This is a genomic window from Myxococcota bacterium (genome assembly GCA_039030075.1).
Lineage (GTDB): Bacteria > Myxococcota_A > UBA9160 > UBA9160 > SMWR01 > JAHEJV01.
In genome coordinates this window covers 218,562-232,603 of the sequence record JBCCEW010000002.1, presented here as the reverse complement: position 1 = coordinate 232,603, position 14,042 = coordinate 218,562, and the positions used below count along the sequence as shown (strand labels likewise).

Genomic DNA, 14,042 nt, shown 5'->3' with positions numbered 1-14,042 from the left:
CGACCCGAAGCCCCGCGATGAGCGCGATGCGCCTCGCGCGCTGGGACGGGAACACCCTCGCGATCGAACGGGTTCCGCGACCTGAGCCGGCGCCGGGCGAGGCGCGCGTGCGCCTGACCGCCTGTGGCGTCTGCGGCACCGACCTCCACTTTCGACACGCGGGACTCTGGCCCGTCGGACACACGCCGGGGCACGAGATGCTCGGGCACGTCGTGGCCCATGGCGAGGGCGCGACGAGGCCTGCGATCGGCACCCGCGTCGCAGTCGAACCCCTGCGCGGTTGCGGGGACTGCACGCTCTGCACCTCGGGCCGCATGAACCTCTGCCCGCGGCTCGCGCTGTTCGGCATCCACCTGCCCGGCGGCTTCGCGGAAGAGATCTGCGTGCCCGGCGAACGACTCCATCCGGTGCCCGAACCGCTGACGCCCGCCTTGGGCGCGCTCGCCGAGCCGATGGCCGTCTGCATCCACGGGCTGCGCCAGGGTGGCATCGCCTCGGGCCAGCGGGTGCTTGTCCTCGGTGCGGGCACGATCGGACTGCTCACGATTGCCGCGGCGAAGGCGCTGGGCGCCGCCGAGGTCTGGATCACCGCCCGTCACGATCATCAGGTGGAGCTGGCCCGCGCACTCGGCGCCGACCGCGTGCTCGGCGAGGCCGAAGCACGCCCCGAGCAGCTCGCGCCCGACGCCGAGAACGCGGCCATCGACCTCGTCGTCGAGACCGTCGGCGGCAGCGCCAACACCCTCGAAGCCGGCATCGCGGCAGTGCGACCCGGCGGCATGATCGCGGTCCTCGGCCTCTTCGACCAGGTGTCGCTGCCGCCGTTCCCGCTGCTGCTCAAGGAGACCCATCTGGTCTGGTCGAACTGCTATGCCCAGGGGCCGCCGCGCGCCGACTTCGCCGACGCGATCGACCTGCTCGCCGCCGATGCCGGACGCCTCTCGGCCCTGACGACCCACCAGCGCCCCCTCGACGAGATCGAAACCGCTTTCGCGGTCGCCGGCGACAAGGGCACGGGAGCGGTCAAGGTGACCTTGCTGCTCGACTGAGCGACGACGCTTCACCCCGAGCGTGGCTTCCCGTATGGTGACCCTCCGCGCGCACCGACGGTGCGGGAACAGGAGGGAACGATGGGCAAGTGGAGCCGCAGCGAACTCGAGGACGCGTTCGAGAACTACCAGCGACTGGGCCTCGAGGCCGGGACCAGCGGCGACTGGAGCCCCTGGGCCGACCAGTTCACCGTCGATGCCACCTACATCGAGCACCACTACGGGCAGCTCGGCGGACGCGAGGCGATTCGCCGCTGGATCAGCGACACGATGTCCCAGCCGATCAACAACGAGATGAAGTACTTCCCGATCGAGTGGTACACGATCGACGAAGAACGCGGCTGGATCACCTGCCAGGTGTGGAACCGCATGGAGGATCCCGGCGACGGCAGTCTCCACCAGGCGTACAACTTCACGCTGCTGAAGTACGCCGGGAGCCACCTGTGGTCCTTCGAAGAGGACATCTACAACCCGGCGCACTTCGCCGAGATGATCCGAGGCTGGATGGACCGCAAGAAGCAGATCGCCGGCGGCGGCTAGCGCGTCGCGAGGCCTCCAGGGGCACCGCGAGGGCCCCCAGGAACACGCAAAAAACCGGTCAAAGGCCCCGATCGGTCGACCGATCCAGACGGGGTGCACGTCCGCACCCGCCAGAAGGACTCGTCGGCCCGCCTGCCCGCCGCGGTCGCCTTGGGGACCCTGCTCGGGGCCGCCTGGCTGGCCTGCGCGGGTGCGCCCGAGCCCGATCCGGCGAGCCTGGCCAACGCCTACCTGGCCCAGGGCCGCGAGGTCGAAGCGGTCCGCGAGATCGAGCTCGCGGTCCGCAGTCGGCCCAACGACCCGCGGCTGCGTCGCCGCGCCGCTGAGATCCACGCCGAACGCGGCGATCTCGCACGGGCGGTCGGCCATCTCGAGGTGGCACTCCAGGCCGTCCCGGACGACGTCGAGACCTCGATCGCGCTGGGCGCGCTCGAGCGGCGGCGACAGCGCGACCAGGACGCCTACACCGCCTTCAAGCGCGCCGCCCAGCTGGCGCCCGAAGACAGCCGGGCCGTCGCGGGCTGGGCGCTCGCTGCCGAAGCCCTTGGCCTCGAGGCCGAAGCCGAAGCCGCCTACGCCCAGTGGCGCGCCCTCGGCGACACCCTGCCGGCGGCACCGGCTCCGTGAGTGCGAACGCGCCGCTCCGGGTCCGGATCCTGCTGAAGACCACCGAACTCGGCGGTGCCGAGCGCTTGATCCTGAACTCCCTGCCCTACCTCGATCGCCGCCGCTTCGACTACGGTTTCGCGGCCCACGACGAAGAGGGGCCGGTCGCCCGCGCGCTTGCCGCCGCCGCGCTGCCCTTCGAGAAGCTGCCGCCGACGTCCCGCCCGGCCCGGGCCACCCGAGCCCTGCGACGTTGGCTCCGCGCGGAACAGGCGGACGTCCTGCACGCCCACCTCCCCGTGCCGGGGACGCTCGCGCGGATCGCGAGCCGCGGGCTGCCCACCCGCGTCGTCTACACCGAGCACACCACCCAGGACGTCTATCGCCCGGCCTCGCGCTGGTTGAACGCGGCCTCCTACCGCTGGCAGGACGCGGTCGTGGCCGTCTCCGACCGGGTGCGGGCCAGCGCACTCCGCGAGGTCGGGGACCGTTGGGGGTCGCGCATCTCGGTGATCCCGAACGGTGTCGACTTCGCCGCCCTCGAAGCGTCCGCGCGACAGGCCCCGAACCCGCGTCCGATCGCGCGTCGCGGCGCCGTGACGCTCCTGGTTCCCGCCAGCCTGCAGCGGGTGAAGGGGCACGACGTCCTGCTCGCCGCCCTCGGCGAACTCGGCGAAGGCGTGCCCTTCGATGTCTGGCTCGCCGGCGACGGCCCCGAACGCGACGCGATCGAACGCGCCGCGCGGCGCCTACCCGCGAACATCCGCGTCAGCCTGCTCGGCCACCGCAGCGACGTATTCGGTCTCATGCGCATCGCCGACCTGGTGGTGCTGCCCTCGCGCCACGAAGGGCTGCCGCTGGCCCTGCTCGAAGCCCAGGCCCTCGGACGCCCGGTCGTCGCGAGCGCCGTCGGCGGCGTTCCGGAAGTGGTGACGTCGGGCGAGGACGGCTGGCTCGTGCGCGGCGGAGACGCGCTCGCCCTCGCCCGAGCGCTGTCGCTGCTCGCCAACGACCCGCCCCTGCGCGAACGACTGGGTCGCGAAGCTGCCGCGCGCGCGCGTCGACAGCACGACATCCGCGACACGGTGGAGGCCCTCGAGAACCTCTACTGCGAGGTGACCGGAGCGCGCATCGAAGCGCCGCAGTCGCCCCTGCGACTCGTCAGGCCAGCAACGCCTTCGTGAGGTAGGAGGCAATCGCCTGGCGATCGGCGCCGCGCGTCGCATGGAAGATCATGCCGACGTCGGGCAGCAGCTGGTAGGCGGTCTCGGCCTCGAGATCGAGCTTCCCGACCTCCGGCAGATCGAACTCGATCTCGATGCGACCGCCGAGGGTCATCGGCTCGGGGCTCCGCACCAGGCAGCCGTTCTCCGAGAGTGACAGCATGGTGGTCGTCCACTCGCGCGAGCCGTGTCGGCAGGTCGCGGTGAGATGGGTGGCGATCCGCGGCGTCGAGCGCGGGGTGTCTTCGGTGAGCTGCTGGATCAGGCGAAACAGCTCGTGCATGCCGGCGGGACGTCGCACCGCCCCCGCAATGCGCGGGTCGGCGCCGGTGACGCCATGGCGCCCGGTGATCATCAGGATCGGCACCGAGTCGTGCTCGTCGGGCACCTCGGCGAGCTGGCGCTCGTCCAGGATGCGCACGACGGGCTTCATCTCGGGCGAGCCATCGTCGATCGACTCGTGCTCCTCGGGAAGCAGAATCAGATAGCCGAGCTTCCCGAGGATCACCCGGGTCATCGGGGCGTAGGCCTCGGAGGGAGCGTGTGACAGGAGTATGCGCTGCTGCGGGAGCTCGGACATCGCTGCCTGCATCGGCCGACCCTGCGCCGAAATTGAGACGGGCGCGCAGATGCCCTGTGCCAGTAAACTTCCGGTGTGGTTGGAGCGGAGCTGGCCAGGTTCCTGATTCGCCATCGCCTCCAGATCGAGGCGTTGATGCAGTCCCAGCTCGGCCCTGCGGCGCCGCGTCCGGCCAGCCCCGAAGCCGAGCTGCTCCGCCGCTTCCGCTCCTTCGTCGCCGCCCATCTCTCGGGCCGCGGCGCCAGCGAACCCGCCCTGGACGGCGTGCACGTTCACGACCGCCGTGCCGCGGCGCTGCTCGACGCCTGGATCGGGGCGGCCCAGCGCGCCGATGCCGGCGTGGCCGCCGATCTCGAGAGCGCGCTGCGCCCTCTCCAGCAGACCTTCGTGGGACGACTGCGCCAGACATCCCGGCCGCGGCGCGCGAAGGGGGCTCCCCGCGCGAAGCGCCGTGCCGTGACCGCGGCGATCGATCGGGTCGCGGACGGCTTCCTTGCCCTGGACGCGAACTCGGGCCACATCGTCGACGCCAACCCGGCCGCCGGCGCCCTGTTGGGCGTCGCCCGAGACGCCCTGCTCGGGGTCGACGCGATGGCCTTCGTGCCCCAGTCCCGACAGTCGGCCTGGTGGACCGAACTCGAGGCGATGACCGAAGGCGCCGAGCCGCGCCGCTTCGAAGCGAGCCTGCAGGACAGCGCAGGACGCGAGGTGCCCGTGGCCTGCAGCGTCACCCGCTTCGCCACCCGCGATCGCACCCTGGCCCTGGTCGTCGCGCGCCCCCGCTAGCTCGCCCGCGGCCGAAAACGGAGCGGCCGTCGCGGAGAGCCGACCGACTAGCCGGCCAGGTGCTGGCGCAGGAACCCGACCGTGCGGCTCCAGGCCGCGGTGGCCGCCTCGGGGCGGTGGGCGTCGGGCCGCGTGTCGTTCATGAAGGCGTGGCCGGCGTCCGGTACGACGATGATCTCGCTCGCGGGTTCCGCGGGCAGCGCCGCCTCGAGGGCGCGTACATCGTCCACCGGGACGAACTCGTCCTCGGCGCCGAAGTAGGCGAGCAGCGGACAGCCCAGCCGCGGCGCCATCGCGAGGGGCGCCTCGGGCTTCTTCGCCGGGTCGAGGCCGTCCGGGTCGTGAAGCAGCCCATGATCGTGGGAGAGCAGGCCATAGAAGGGCACGGCCGCGGCAAAGCCCAGATCACTGCAGGCCGCCATCAGGGCGTAGCTCCCGCCCATGCAGAAGCCGACCACGCCGACCCGCCCGGCCGTGCGCGTGGCGAGGTAACGCGCACCTTCCCGCAGATCGCCGAGCACCTGGGGATCCGAGAGCGCGCGCATCCAGGCACCGGGGTTGGCGATCTCGACGCTGGATTCGCGCCGGTAGAGATCGATCGCCAGCACGACGAAGCCCTCGCTCGCCAGGCGCGCGGCGAGGTCGCGGGTGTGGTCCGCGAGGCCCCAGACGTCGTGGATCATGACCACACCCGGCCCGTCCCCGGAATCGGGGACGGCCAGGAACCCGAGATCGACTTCCGAGAGGTTCACGTCATTCCCTCGTTTTCTGCAGGCGAAAGCCGTAGTCGCGCAGCAGCGCAGGGATGCCCCGCTTGCCGATCAGGTGAGCCGCGCCCACCACGACGAAGCGGAGCTTCCCGTCCTGGGCGAGCACGGCCAGGCGCTTCGCCATGCTCTCGTTGCGCCCGAAGACGATCTGCTCGTAGAAGATGTCGAGCTCGGGAGTGCGGTGGAGCGAGCGGAACGCGATCTGGGCGAGCTCGGCATCGTCGCCGCGCTCCCAGGCCCGAATCAGGCTCTCGGTCTCGCTCGCGAGCTCGTCGCTGCGACGCAGGGCATCGAGCAGCATGCGCTCCTGCACGTCCCGCGGCAGGCCGGCAAGCAACGCGAACTGGGACTCGGCGGTCTCCAGCGCCGCGATCGGCTTCTTGCGCGCGGCTCGAGTTGCGAACAGCTGATCGATGCCGAACTCGGGGTCGAGGCCCAGCCGCAGGGCCTCGCGCTTGGTGAGATGGGTGGCGAGGAACCAGGGCTCGAACTGCAGATAGGTCGCGAGCGCGTCGCCCCGGTCTTCGAGATAGTCCTCGAGCGCGTCGAGGGTGTCCTCGGAGACGCGATCGCTCAGGGTCTCGGGCGCTTTGACGAAGCCGTAGCGGCGCGCCAGCCGCATGGCGCTCTCGCTCTCGAGTTCGTCGAAGTCCACTTCGAGGACCAGTTCGTCGGAGCGGGCGTAGGCCCGGTCGACGCTCGCCGGCAGTGGCAGCATCGAGGTGCGACCGAGGTGCACCGACCCCAACAGGTAGAAGGCCTCGCCGCCGTCCGGGCGCAAAGCGCGCCACAGCGTGGGGGTCGCGAAGTCAGGCGACTCCGCTTGCGCGGCGCGCGACGTGGTGACCGTCGCGCCGGGCCCGCAGCCCAGACCCACGAACGCCACCAGAGCGGCCATCGCTCGAAGCCCGTGACCCGCCCTGGATTGGGATCGAGACCGACGCATCCCTTCTCTCGTCCTGACTTTTTGCGATTCCCGGACAGCCTTCAGCGATCTCGGACGGCTCCAGCGATTTCACCTCGCGGCCAGCGTTCCGCGTCGGAACGAACCACGCCCGGAAGCCGCGGCGATGATATCAGCTGGCGTCGTGGGACGGCCCAGACGACCTCCCAGGATCAGGCGAGATCGCGGATCGACTCTACGAGCTTGAGCACCGTCCCCTTCGCGTCCCCGAAGATCATCATCGTGTTGTCGTTGAAGAACAGCGGGTTCTGCACCCCGGCGAAGCCCGGGTTCATGCTGCGCTTGATCACGAAGACGTGCTGGGCACGGTCGACGTCGAGGATCGGCATCCCGAAGATCGGACTGCTCTTCTCGGTGCGCGCGTCCGGGTTCACCACGTCGTTGGCGCCGATCACCAGCGCCACGTCGGTCTCGGGGAACTCGGGGTTGATCTCGTCCATCTCGATGAGGTTCTCGTACGGGACGTCGGCCTCGGCCAGGAGCACGTTCATGTGGCCCGGCATCCGACCCGCAACGGGATGGATCGCGAACTTCACGGTGATGTCGTGCTCGGCCAGGATGTCCGAGAGCTCGCGAACTGCGTGCTGGGCCTGGGCCACCGCCATGCCGTAGCCGGGCACGACGATGCAGGAGCGCGCGTTCGAGAAGATGACCGCAGCGTCCTCGGGCGTGTAGCCCTTCGCCGTGCGCGTATCCGGGCCGGCGCCGCTGCTCGCGGCCGTCTCGTCGACCGCGCCGAAAGCGCCGAAGAGCACGTTGCCGAGCGAGCGATTCATCGCATCGCACATGATCTTGGTGAGGATGATTCCCGACGCGCCGACCAGGGTTCCGCTGATCACGAGCCCGGCGTTTCCGAGCACGAAGCCCGTCGCACTCGCAGCGAGACCCGAGTAGGAGTTCAGGAGCGAGATGACGACGGGCATGTCGGCGCCGCCGATCGGGATCACCAACAGGACACCGAGCAGGAGACCGAGGCCGACGACGCCCCAGTAGGGTCCGAGCGCGAGCGGATCGACCACGACCGCCACGGAGAGCCCGAGGGTGAGGAGCGCCAGCGCGCCGTTCACGATCTGCTGGCCCGGGTACACCACCGCCGCGCCGGTGATCAGCTCCTGGAGCTTCCCGAACGCGACGAGGCTGCCGGTGAAGGTGACCGCGCCAATCAACACACCGATCACGATGGCGATGGGCACGATGCCCTCGGGCGCGACCCCCAGGCGCGAGTACTCGAGGAGCTCGGCGGAGGCCACCAGCGCCGAAGCGCCGCCTCCGAAGCCGTTCAACAGCGCCACCATCTGGGGCATGGCGGTCATCTGGATGCGCGTCGCGAGCACGGCTCCGATCGCGCCACCCACGACGATGCCGGCGATGATCAGGCCGAAGCTGACCACCTCGTTCATCAGCAGCGTCGCGACGACGGCGATCAGAAGACCCGTCGCGGCGATCCAATTGCCGCGCGGCGCCGTCTTCGGGGACGCGAGGTTCCGCATCCCGAGGATCAGGAGGATGGCCGAAGCCAGGTAGGCGAACTGGACGATCTGATCGCTCACGCGGCTATCCCCGATCCTTCTTCTTGAACATGCCGAGCATGCGGTCGGTCACCATGAAGCCGCCTACCACGTTGATGGTCGCGAAGACGATGGCGATGAAGCCCAACCAGGTAGAGATCGTCGTGTTCTCCGACCCTGCGGCGAGGATGGCTCCGACGATCGTGATGCCGGAGATCGCGTTCGAGCCGGACATCAGCGGGGTGTGCAGCAGCGGCGGCACCTTCGAGATCACTTCGAAGCCCACGAAGATCGCGAGCACGAAGATCGTGAGCGCGGCGGCGGGATTGTCGAGCACTTAGGCGCCTCCCTCGAGAAGTGTCTTCACGCGGTCGTTGGTGACCTCCCCCTCGTGGGTGAGCATCGCGCCGCTGGTGATCTCGTCTTCGAGATCGAAGGTGAGCTCACCTTCGGGAGCCAGGTGCTTGATGAAGGTCACCAGATTCTTCGCGTACATCTGGCTGGCGTTCGCCGGAATCTCACTGGGCAGGTTCGACCCCGGCAGGATCTGGACCCCGTGGGCCACGGTCGCGCCCGACGGATCGGTGCAGGCGCAGTTGCCGCCGTTCTCCGCGGCCAGGTCCACGATCACCGACCCGGCCTTCATGCCCTGCACGGCGGCCTCGTCGATCAGGAGCGGCGCGGCCTGGCCGGGGACGAGCGCCGTCGTGATCACGACGTCGCTGTTCGCGAGCTTCTTGCCGAGCTCCGAGCGCTGCTTCTCGTAGAACTCCTCGGTCTGGGCCCGCGCATAGCCGCCAGCGTCCTCGGCGTCGCCCGTATCGAGGTCGAGCTCGATGAAGCGCGCGCCGAGACTCTCCACCTGTTCGGCGACGACGGGGCGGGTGTCGTAGGCCTCGACCACCGCACCGAGGCGTCGCGCGGTCGCGATCGCCTGCAAGCCCGCCACGCCCGCGCCGATCACGAAGACGCGCGCCGGCTGGATCGTGCCCGCCGCGGTGACGAGCATCGGGAAGATCTTCGGCAACGACGTCGAGGCGAGCAGGACGGCGCGGTAGCCCGCGATCGTCGCCTGGGACGACAGCGCATCCATCGACTGAGCACGCGTGATCCGTGGCATCAGCTCCATCGAGAACGCGGTGGTCTTGCGGCCAGCCAAGGCGCGCGCGACCTCGGGGGCGTCGAGCGGACGCAGGAAGCCGATGTACGACGCTCCCTCGCGGAGCTGGGCCACTTCTTCCTGGCTCGGTGCCTGGACCTTCACTACGAGGTCGACGGCGAGGGCGTCGGCGGCACTCGAGACCAGCCGGGCGCCTGCCTGCTCGTAGCTGGCGTCGTCGAAGCCAGCGGACTCACCGGCGCCGGATTGCACGACGACTTCGATCTCATCGCGCGTGAGGGTGCGTACCGCGTCCGGTGCGAGCGCGACGCGGCGCTCTCCCGGGGCAGTCTCCGCAGGAACTCCAATGATCACCTGGGAATCCTTCCCGACTCTCTGCACGGAGAGAGCCCGTGCTTGGGTGGCGTTCAGTGCGTGCGAGACGTGTGGGGGTGCGACGCGCGCGGTAGCCCTTCACGCCGGTGTGTCAGGGCACCAGCCCCTTGACCGACGCCGGCAGGTCGCTCGCGACCTGCACGATCGGAATGCCCGTCTGAATGTTCTCGTGCATCTCGACGAATGCGCGCGGCAGATCCTCGAACTTGTAGATCTCTTCGTGGATCGTGGGCTTGAACACGCTGCCGTAGAGCTCGGTGGCCGCGGCGCAGCCCGGCACCGTCTCGTAGTGCAAGTGGTCGATGGTGATCTGGCGGACCGAAACGTTCGCCGAGTTGTAGTCGACGGCCGTCGAGAGCTGCCATCCGGAGGAGATGTTCACTCCCATCCGGCTGAGGATCGCGAGGCCGGCCGGGTAGACGGGACCGCGCAGCATGTCGCAGACGATCTGGCAGCCCTCGCCGTTCGTCAGCCCCTTCACGTGCTTGTTGAACGCCTTGACGTCGTCCTTGCCCGTGAAGCGGTTGAACTCCTTCTGATCGATCGGCTCGATGCCCTGAGCCTCGAGCTGCTTCCGTCGCGCCGGGCTGCCCGAGCAGAAGAAGGCGCGGTGGCCCTCGTGCTTCGCCAGCATCAGGAAGAGTTCGGAGACGCCACCGCCGAAGCCGAGGACGTTCAACTTCGCGCGCTGGTCGCGGCCCACCTTCACGCGGTAGATCCCGAGGGCGCGACGCCACATGTGGTAGGCGGTCGGCGCGCGCAGCGGCAAGGCGGCGATTTCCCAGAGGTTCAGGCCGCAGTCGAGCGGCGCCGGGATGATCTGCCAGGCCCCCACGACCGCCTCTTCGCCGTACCAGCCGATCGAATCGGGCATGTCGTAGGCCCAGATGCGCAGCGGGTAGCCGTACGGGTCGGGATCGCCGTTGCAGTGGGTGATGACGATGTCGCCGGGCTCGAACCCGGTGACGTTCGCACCCACCTCGGTCACTTCGCCCAGCGCGCTGTTGCCCGGGTAGATCTTCCCGCCCCGCGCCTCGGCGATGTTCATCGTGTCGGCGGTCGCGGCGTGGTTGATGTTGTGTTCGGCAGAAACCGCGAGGATCCGGAGCTTGACGTCCTCGGGCCCCACGTCGCGGAGCTTGAGGTCGTCGAGCTGGACGACGCGTGCGATGTCGATTTGGTCGTGGTCACCGCCAACGCGCTCGTGTTCGGCGGCGATCGCCTCGGAGGTGATCGAATAGGCTCGGGGCATGGGGGGGTTGGGTCCTGTGCTAGAACGGCCCCTCGGTGTAGCACGCGCCAACTCGCGCACGCAATTTCCCGAGGAATCCCCAAGGCATGACCGACGGCCTGCGCGATTCGGGCTGGCTCGAGACGCTCTCCGGGCGCCTGGGCGCATCGCCGCAATCGCGCCTCGGGCTGGACCTCGCGCGCCCGGAAGACCGCTCGCGCTGGTGGTGCTGGTGCCGGCTGGCGTCCGAGCGTGATGCCGAGGCGAAACGAGAAGCCGCCCTGCGCCGGCTCGAGACCGACTGGGGCTGCAGTCCCGCGGCGCTCGTCGCCGCCGGGCCCAGCGCCCTGGCCGCCTGTCTCGCCGAGGTCGGGCTGCGCCGACCCGAGCCCGTCGCGGGGAGCCTTTGCCGGGCGGCCCACGCCCTGGTGGTCGACTACGAGGGCGACTTCGAGCGCCTGGCGGGAGCCGCCGACGGCCTGGAGGAACTCGGAGGCGGGCTCGCCCGGCTCGCGCCCGGCTTCGGCGCGACGACCGTGCTCCGGTTCCTGCGGCCACTCCGGGGCGTGTGGCCGGCCGCCGCCGAGACCCCGCTCGCCCCCGCGGCCTGGGCTGCTGCCCAGCATCTGGGTTGGATCTCCGAGGGAGCCGAACCGGCGGACGGCCCGGCGGCTTTTCTCGCGGCGTGTGCGGAGCGGGCGCCCGATCTCTCCCCCGACGAGGTCGAGTTCTGGTTCGAGGCTCTCGGCCAGCGCGCCTGCTTGCGCGGCCGCGTCGATCGGTGCGGACTCGGCGCGGCCTGCCCCGCCCGCGACTCCGACGGGGCCGCGCCGCACGACGGCTTGGAAGGGGACGGCTTCGCGGGCTAGGCTGCCGCCCCCATCGATAGGAACCCTCCCTTGACCGAAGTCACCCGCACGATCCAGAAGCGCACCGGCAATTTCCTCGAAGACTTCCGACCCGGTCAGATCTTCCGCCACAAGGGCGGGAAGACCCTGACCGAGGGGCTCTTCACGACGTTCACCGAGTTCGCGATGACGTCGAACCCGCTGACGAAGAACGCGCGCTACGCCCGCGCGTACGGCTTCGAGGGCCTGACGTCCCCGCCCGGCCTCACGATGCTGATCGCGTTCAGCCAGACCGTCGAGGACATCTCGGAGAACGCACGCGCGAACCTCGAGTACATCGACATGCGCTTCGGCGCGCCGGTCTACGTCGGAGACACGATCGAAGTCGAGACGAAGGTGCTGAACGTGCGTCCGTCGTCGAGCCGCCCCAACCTGGGCATCGTTCACGTGCAGTCGACGGCGCGGAAGAACATCGGCGCGAGCGACGAGGCCGTGGTGATGTCCTGGCAGCGCAAGGTCCAGGTCTACAAGCGCGACGACGACGCCGAGCTTCACCCGGGAGAGGTGGACCCGGATCCGGTCGCCTGCGACCTCTGGCTCCCGGCCCATGACCCGAGCGTCGACTACAAGTCGATGGCGCACCTCTCGAGCCCGGACAGCTACTTCGAGGACTTCGAGGTCGGCACGCGGATCGAGCACTCACGCGGTCGCACCATGACGAGCGAGCACATCCACCTGACCGCGGTGCTCGACAACACGAGCCAGGTGCACTGCAACCAGTTCATGATCGACCAGAACCCGTCCCAGTACGTCGGCGGGCAGCTGATCATCTTCGGCGGCATCCCGTTCACGCTCTGCCTCGGGCTGTCCTCGCCCGACGTCGGCGACAACTCCCTCGGCGACATCTCCTACCCGACGGGCCGCCACACGGCGCCGCTCTTCGCCGGCGACACGGTCTTCGCTGCGACCGAGATCCGCGGTAAACGCGATCTCGAGGGTCGCCCGGATCTGGGCATCCTCGAAGCCCGGCTGCTGGGCCACAAGTTCGTCCAGGACGCCGACGCGCCCGCGAGCGACGACGCCCCGGCCGGCTGGAAGAAGGTCCCGATCTTCGAGCTCGACCGCGAGATCGCGGTCAAGCGACGCAGCCACTACGCCTAGCGTGGCGGTGCCCAGACGAGTTCCCGGCGCCTCCCGGGCGGATGGGTTGCGCTAGCGTCCGCCCAGCGAAGACCCCCCGCTCCCCGCGCCGCCCCCTCCTGGCCGGCGCCCCGGGACGGCCCCTGACAAGCGACGACCCGCGTCTCCGTCCACCGCGTCGGAGGCGCAGAGGAGGCGACCATGCGAAGTGCCAAGGATTTCTTCCAGCCGATGGCGATCGGCGCGCCGGCCCCGCCGCGCGAGATCCCCTTCACGCCTTCCCGGATGATCCACTTCTTCGACCCTTCGAACCCGAAGATGGCGACGAAGGTCCCGGACATAGCGAAGAAGTGCGACGTCCTGCTGGGCAACCTCGAGGACGCGATCAAGGCCGACAACAAGATCGCGGCGCGCGAGGGGCTCGTGAAGATCGGGCGCGAGACCGACTTCGGCGATTGCCAGCTCTGGACCCGCGTGAACTGTCTCGAGAGCCCCTGGTTCCTCGACGACATCTTCACGCTCGTCACCGAGATCGGAAACGAACTCGACGTGATCATGATCCCGAAGGTCGAAGGCGCCTGGGACATCCACTACGTCGACCGCCTGCTTGCCCAGCTCGAGGCGCGCGCCGGCATCCAGAAGCCGCTGCTCATCCACGCCATCCTCGAGACGGCGCTCGGCGTCGCGAACGTCGAGGAGATCTGCGCGGCGAGCCCGCGCATGCAGGGCCTGTCGCTCGGACCGGCCGACCTGGCCGCGTCGCGTCGCATGAAGACGACGCGCGTGGGTGGCGGTCACCCCGGCTACCTGGTGCGCACCGACCCGGAAGGCGAGGACATCGAAGCGCCGCGCACCACGGCGCAGCAGGACCTCTGGCACTACACGATGGCGCGCATGGTCGACGCCTGTAACGCCAACGGGATCCTCCCTTACTACGGCCCCTTTGGCGACATCAAGGACACGGTGGCCTGCGAAGACCAGTTCCGGAACGCCTTCCTGATGGGTTGCGTCGGCGCCTGGAGCCTGCACCCGGTGCAGATCGACATCGCCAAGAAGGTGTTCAGCCCGCCGGTCGAGGAGGTGCTGTGGGCGAAGCACGTCCTCAAGGAGATGGGAGATGGTACGGGTGCCGTGATGATCGACGGCAAGATGCAGGACGATGCCACGGTGAAGCAGTGTCACGTTATGGTGGCGCTCGCGAAACTTCTCGCGAAGAATGACCCCGAGCTGCGCTCGTCCTACGAGTTCAGCGAGGCGGACGTCGCGGACTAGCCCGACCGCCGCCCGAGGTTCCAGCATCGA

The 14,042-nt window shown here is 69.6% G+C and carries 15 protein-coding genes; 8 read left to right on the top strand and 7 right to left on the bottom strand.

Translation table 11 applies throughout. The features are described from left to right. Positions 1-17 precede the first annotated feature (17 nt). The 4 genes from AAF430_02845 (at position 18) to AAF430_02830 (ending at position 3,379) form a co-directional block, all read left to right on the top strand. Positions 18-1,049, top strand: coding sequence for an alcohol dehydrogenase catalytic domain-containing protein (locus AAF430_02845; protein ID MEM7409157.1), 1,032 nt, complete (start codon positions 18-20; stop codon positions 1,047-1,049). A gap of 81 nt (positions 1,050-1,130) precedes the next feature. Beyond that, complete coding sequence (locus AAF430_02840; GenBank protein MEM7409156.1) at positions 1,131-1,589, top strand: nuclear transport factor 2 family protein; 459 nt, start codon at positions 1,131-1,133, stop codon at positions 1,587-1,589. Between the two features lie 93 nt (positions 1,590-1,682). Then, positions 1,683-2,216 (top strand): hypothetical protein, encoded by a 534-nt coding sequence (locus AAF430_02835; GenBank protein ID MEM7409155.1) that lies wholly within the window; start codon positions 1,683-1,685, stop codon positions 2,214-2,216. Continuing rightward, positions 2,213-3,379 carry a glycosyltransferase gene (locus AAF430_02830; GenBank protein ID MEM7409154.1) on the top strand — a complete coding sequence of 389 codons (1,167 nt, stop codon included), beginning with the start codon at positions 2,213-2,215 and terminating at the stop codon, positions 3,377-3,379. The genes AAF430_02835 and AAF430_02830 overlap by 4 nt, the downstream gene beginning before the upstream one ends. Here AAF430_02830 and AAF430_02825 read toward each other — a convergent pair. After that, complete coding sequence (locus AAF430_02825) at positions 3,357-3,998, bottom strand: PilZ domain-containing protein (GenBank protein ID MEM7409153.1); 642 nt, start codon at positions 3,996-3,998, stop codon at positions 3,357-3,359. The genes AAF430_02830 and AAF430_02825 overlap by 23 nt on opposite strands. Before the next feature lie 75 nt (positions 3,999-4,073). On the opposite strand from AAF430_02825, the gene AAF430_02820 reads away from it, so the two are divergent. Next, positions 4,074-4,784, top strand: coding sequence for a PAS domain-containing protein (locus AAF430_02820; protein MEM7409152.1), 711 nt, complete (start codon positions 4,074-4,076; stop codon positions 4,782-4,784). Between the two features lie 47 nt (positions 4,785-4,831). Here the strand turns inward: AAF430_02820 and AAF430_02815 are convergent, their stop codons facing one another. From AAF430_02815 to AAF430_02790, 6 genes are all read right to left on the bottom strand, one after another. Then, on the bottom strand, positions 4,832-5,536 hold the full coding sequence (locus AAF430_02815; protein MEM7409151.1) for a dienelactone hydrolase family protein: 705 nt from the start codon (positions 5,534-5,536) through the stop codon (positions 4,832-4,834). Between the two features lies 1 nt (position 5,537). Next, positions 5,538-6,452: a TraB/GumN family protein gene (locus tag AAF430_02810; GenBank protein ID MEM7409150.1), complete on the bottom strand. Its 915-nt coding sequence runs from the start codon at positions 6,450-6,452 to the stop codon at positions 5,538-5,540. Positions 6,453-6,670: 218 nt separating this feature from the next. Then, positions 6,671-8,068 (bottom strand): NAD(P)(+) transhydrogenase (Re/Si-specific) subunit beta, encoded by a 1,398-nt coding sequence (locus tag AAF430_02805; protein MEM7409149.1) that lies wholly within the window; start codon positions 8,066-8,068, stop codon positions 6,671-6,673. A 4-nt stretch (positions 8,069-8,072) separates the two neighbouring features. After that, complete coding sequence (locus AAF430_02800) at positions 8,073-8,363, bottom strand: NAD(P) transhydrogenase subunit alpha (protein MEM7409148.1); 291 nt, start codon at positions 8,361-8,363, stop codon at positions 8,073-8,075. Further along, positions 8,364-9,500 (bottom strand): Re/Si-specific NAD(P)(+) transhydrogenase subunit alpha, encoded by a 1,137-nt coding sequence (locus tag AAF430_02795; GenBank protein ID MEM7409147.1) that lies wholly within the window; start codon positions 9,498-9,500, stop codon positions 8,364-8,366. Positions 9,501-9,612: 112 nt separating this feature from the next. Then, on the bottom strand, positions 9,613-10,773 hold the full coding sequence (locus AAF430_02790) for a zinc-binding alcohol dehydrogenase family protein (GenBank protein ID MEM7409146.1): 1,161 nt from the start codon (positions 10,771-10,773) through the stop codon (positions 9,613-9,615). Positions 10,774-10,859: 86 nt separating this feature from the next. Here AAF430_02790 and AAF430_02785 point away from each other — a divergent pair, with 86 nt between their 5' ends. From AAF430_02785 to AAF430_02775, 3 genes are all read left to right on the top strand, one after another. Continuing rightward, on the top strand, positions 10,860-11,621 hold the full coding sequence (locus AAF430_02785) for a hypothetical protein (GenBank protein MEM7409145.1): 762 nt from the start codon (positions 10,860-10,862) through the stop codon (positions 11,619-11,621). A 30-nt stretch (positions 11,622-11,651) separates the two neighbouring features. Beyond that, entirely contained in the window at positions 11,652-12,761 is a 1,110-nt protein-coding gene (locus AAF430_02780; protein ID MEM7409144.1) for a MaoC family dehydratase, read from the top strand. A 180-nt stretch (positions 12,762-12,941) separates the two neighbouring features. After that, positions 12,942-14,012: a CoA ester lyase gene (locus tag AAF430_02775; protein MEM7409143.1), complete on the top strand. Its 1,071-nt coding sequence runs from the start codon at positions 12,942-12,944 to the stop codon at positions 14,010-14,012. Positions 14,013-14,042: the final 30 nt, after the last annotated feature.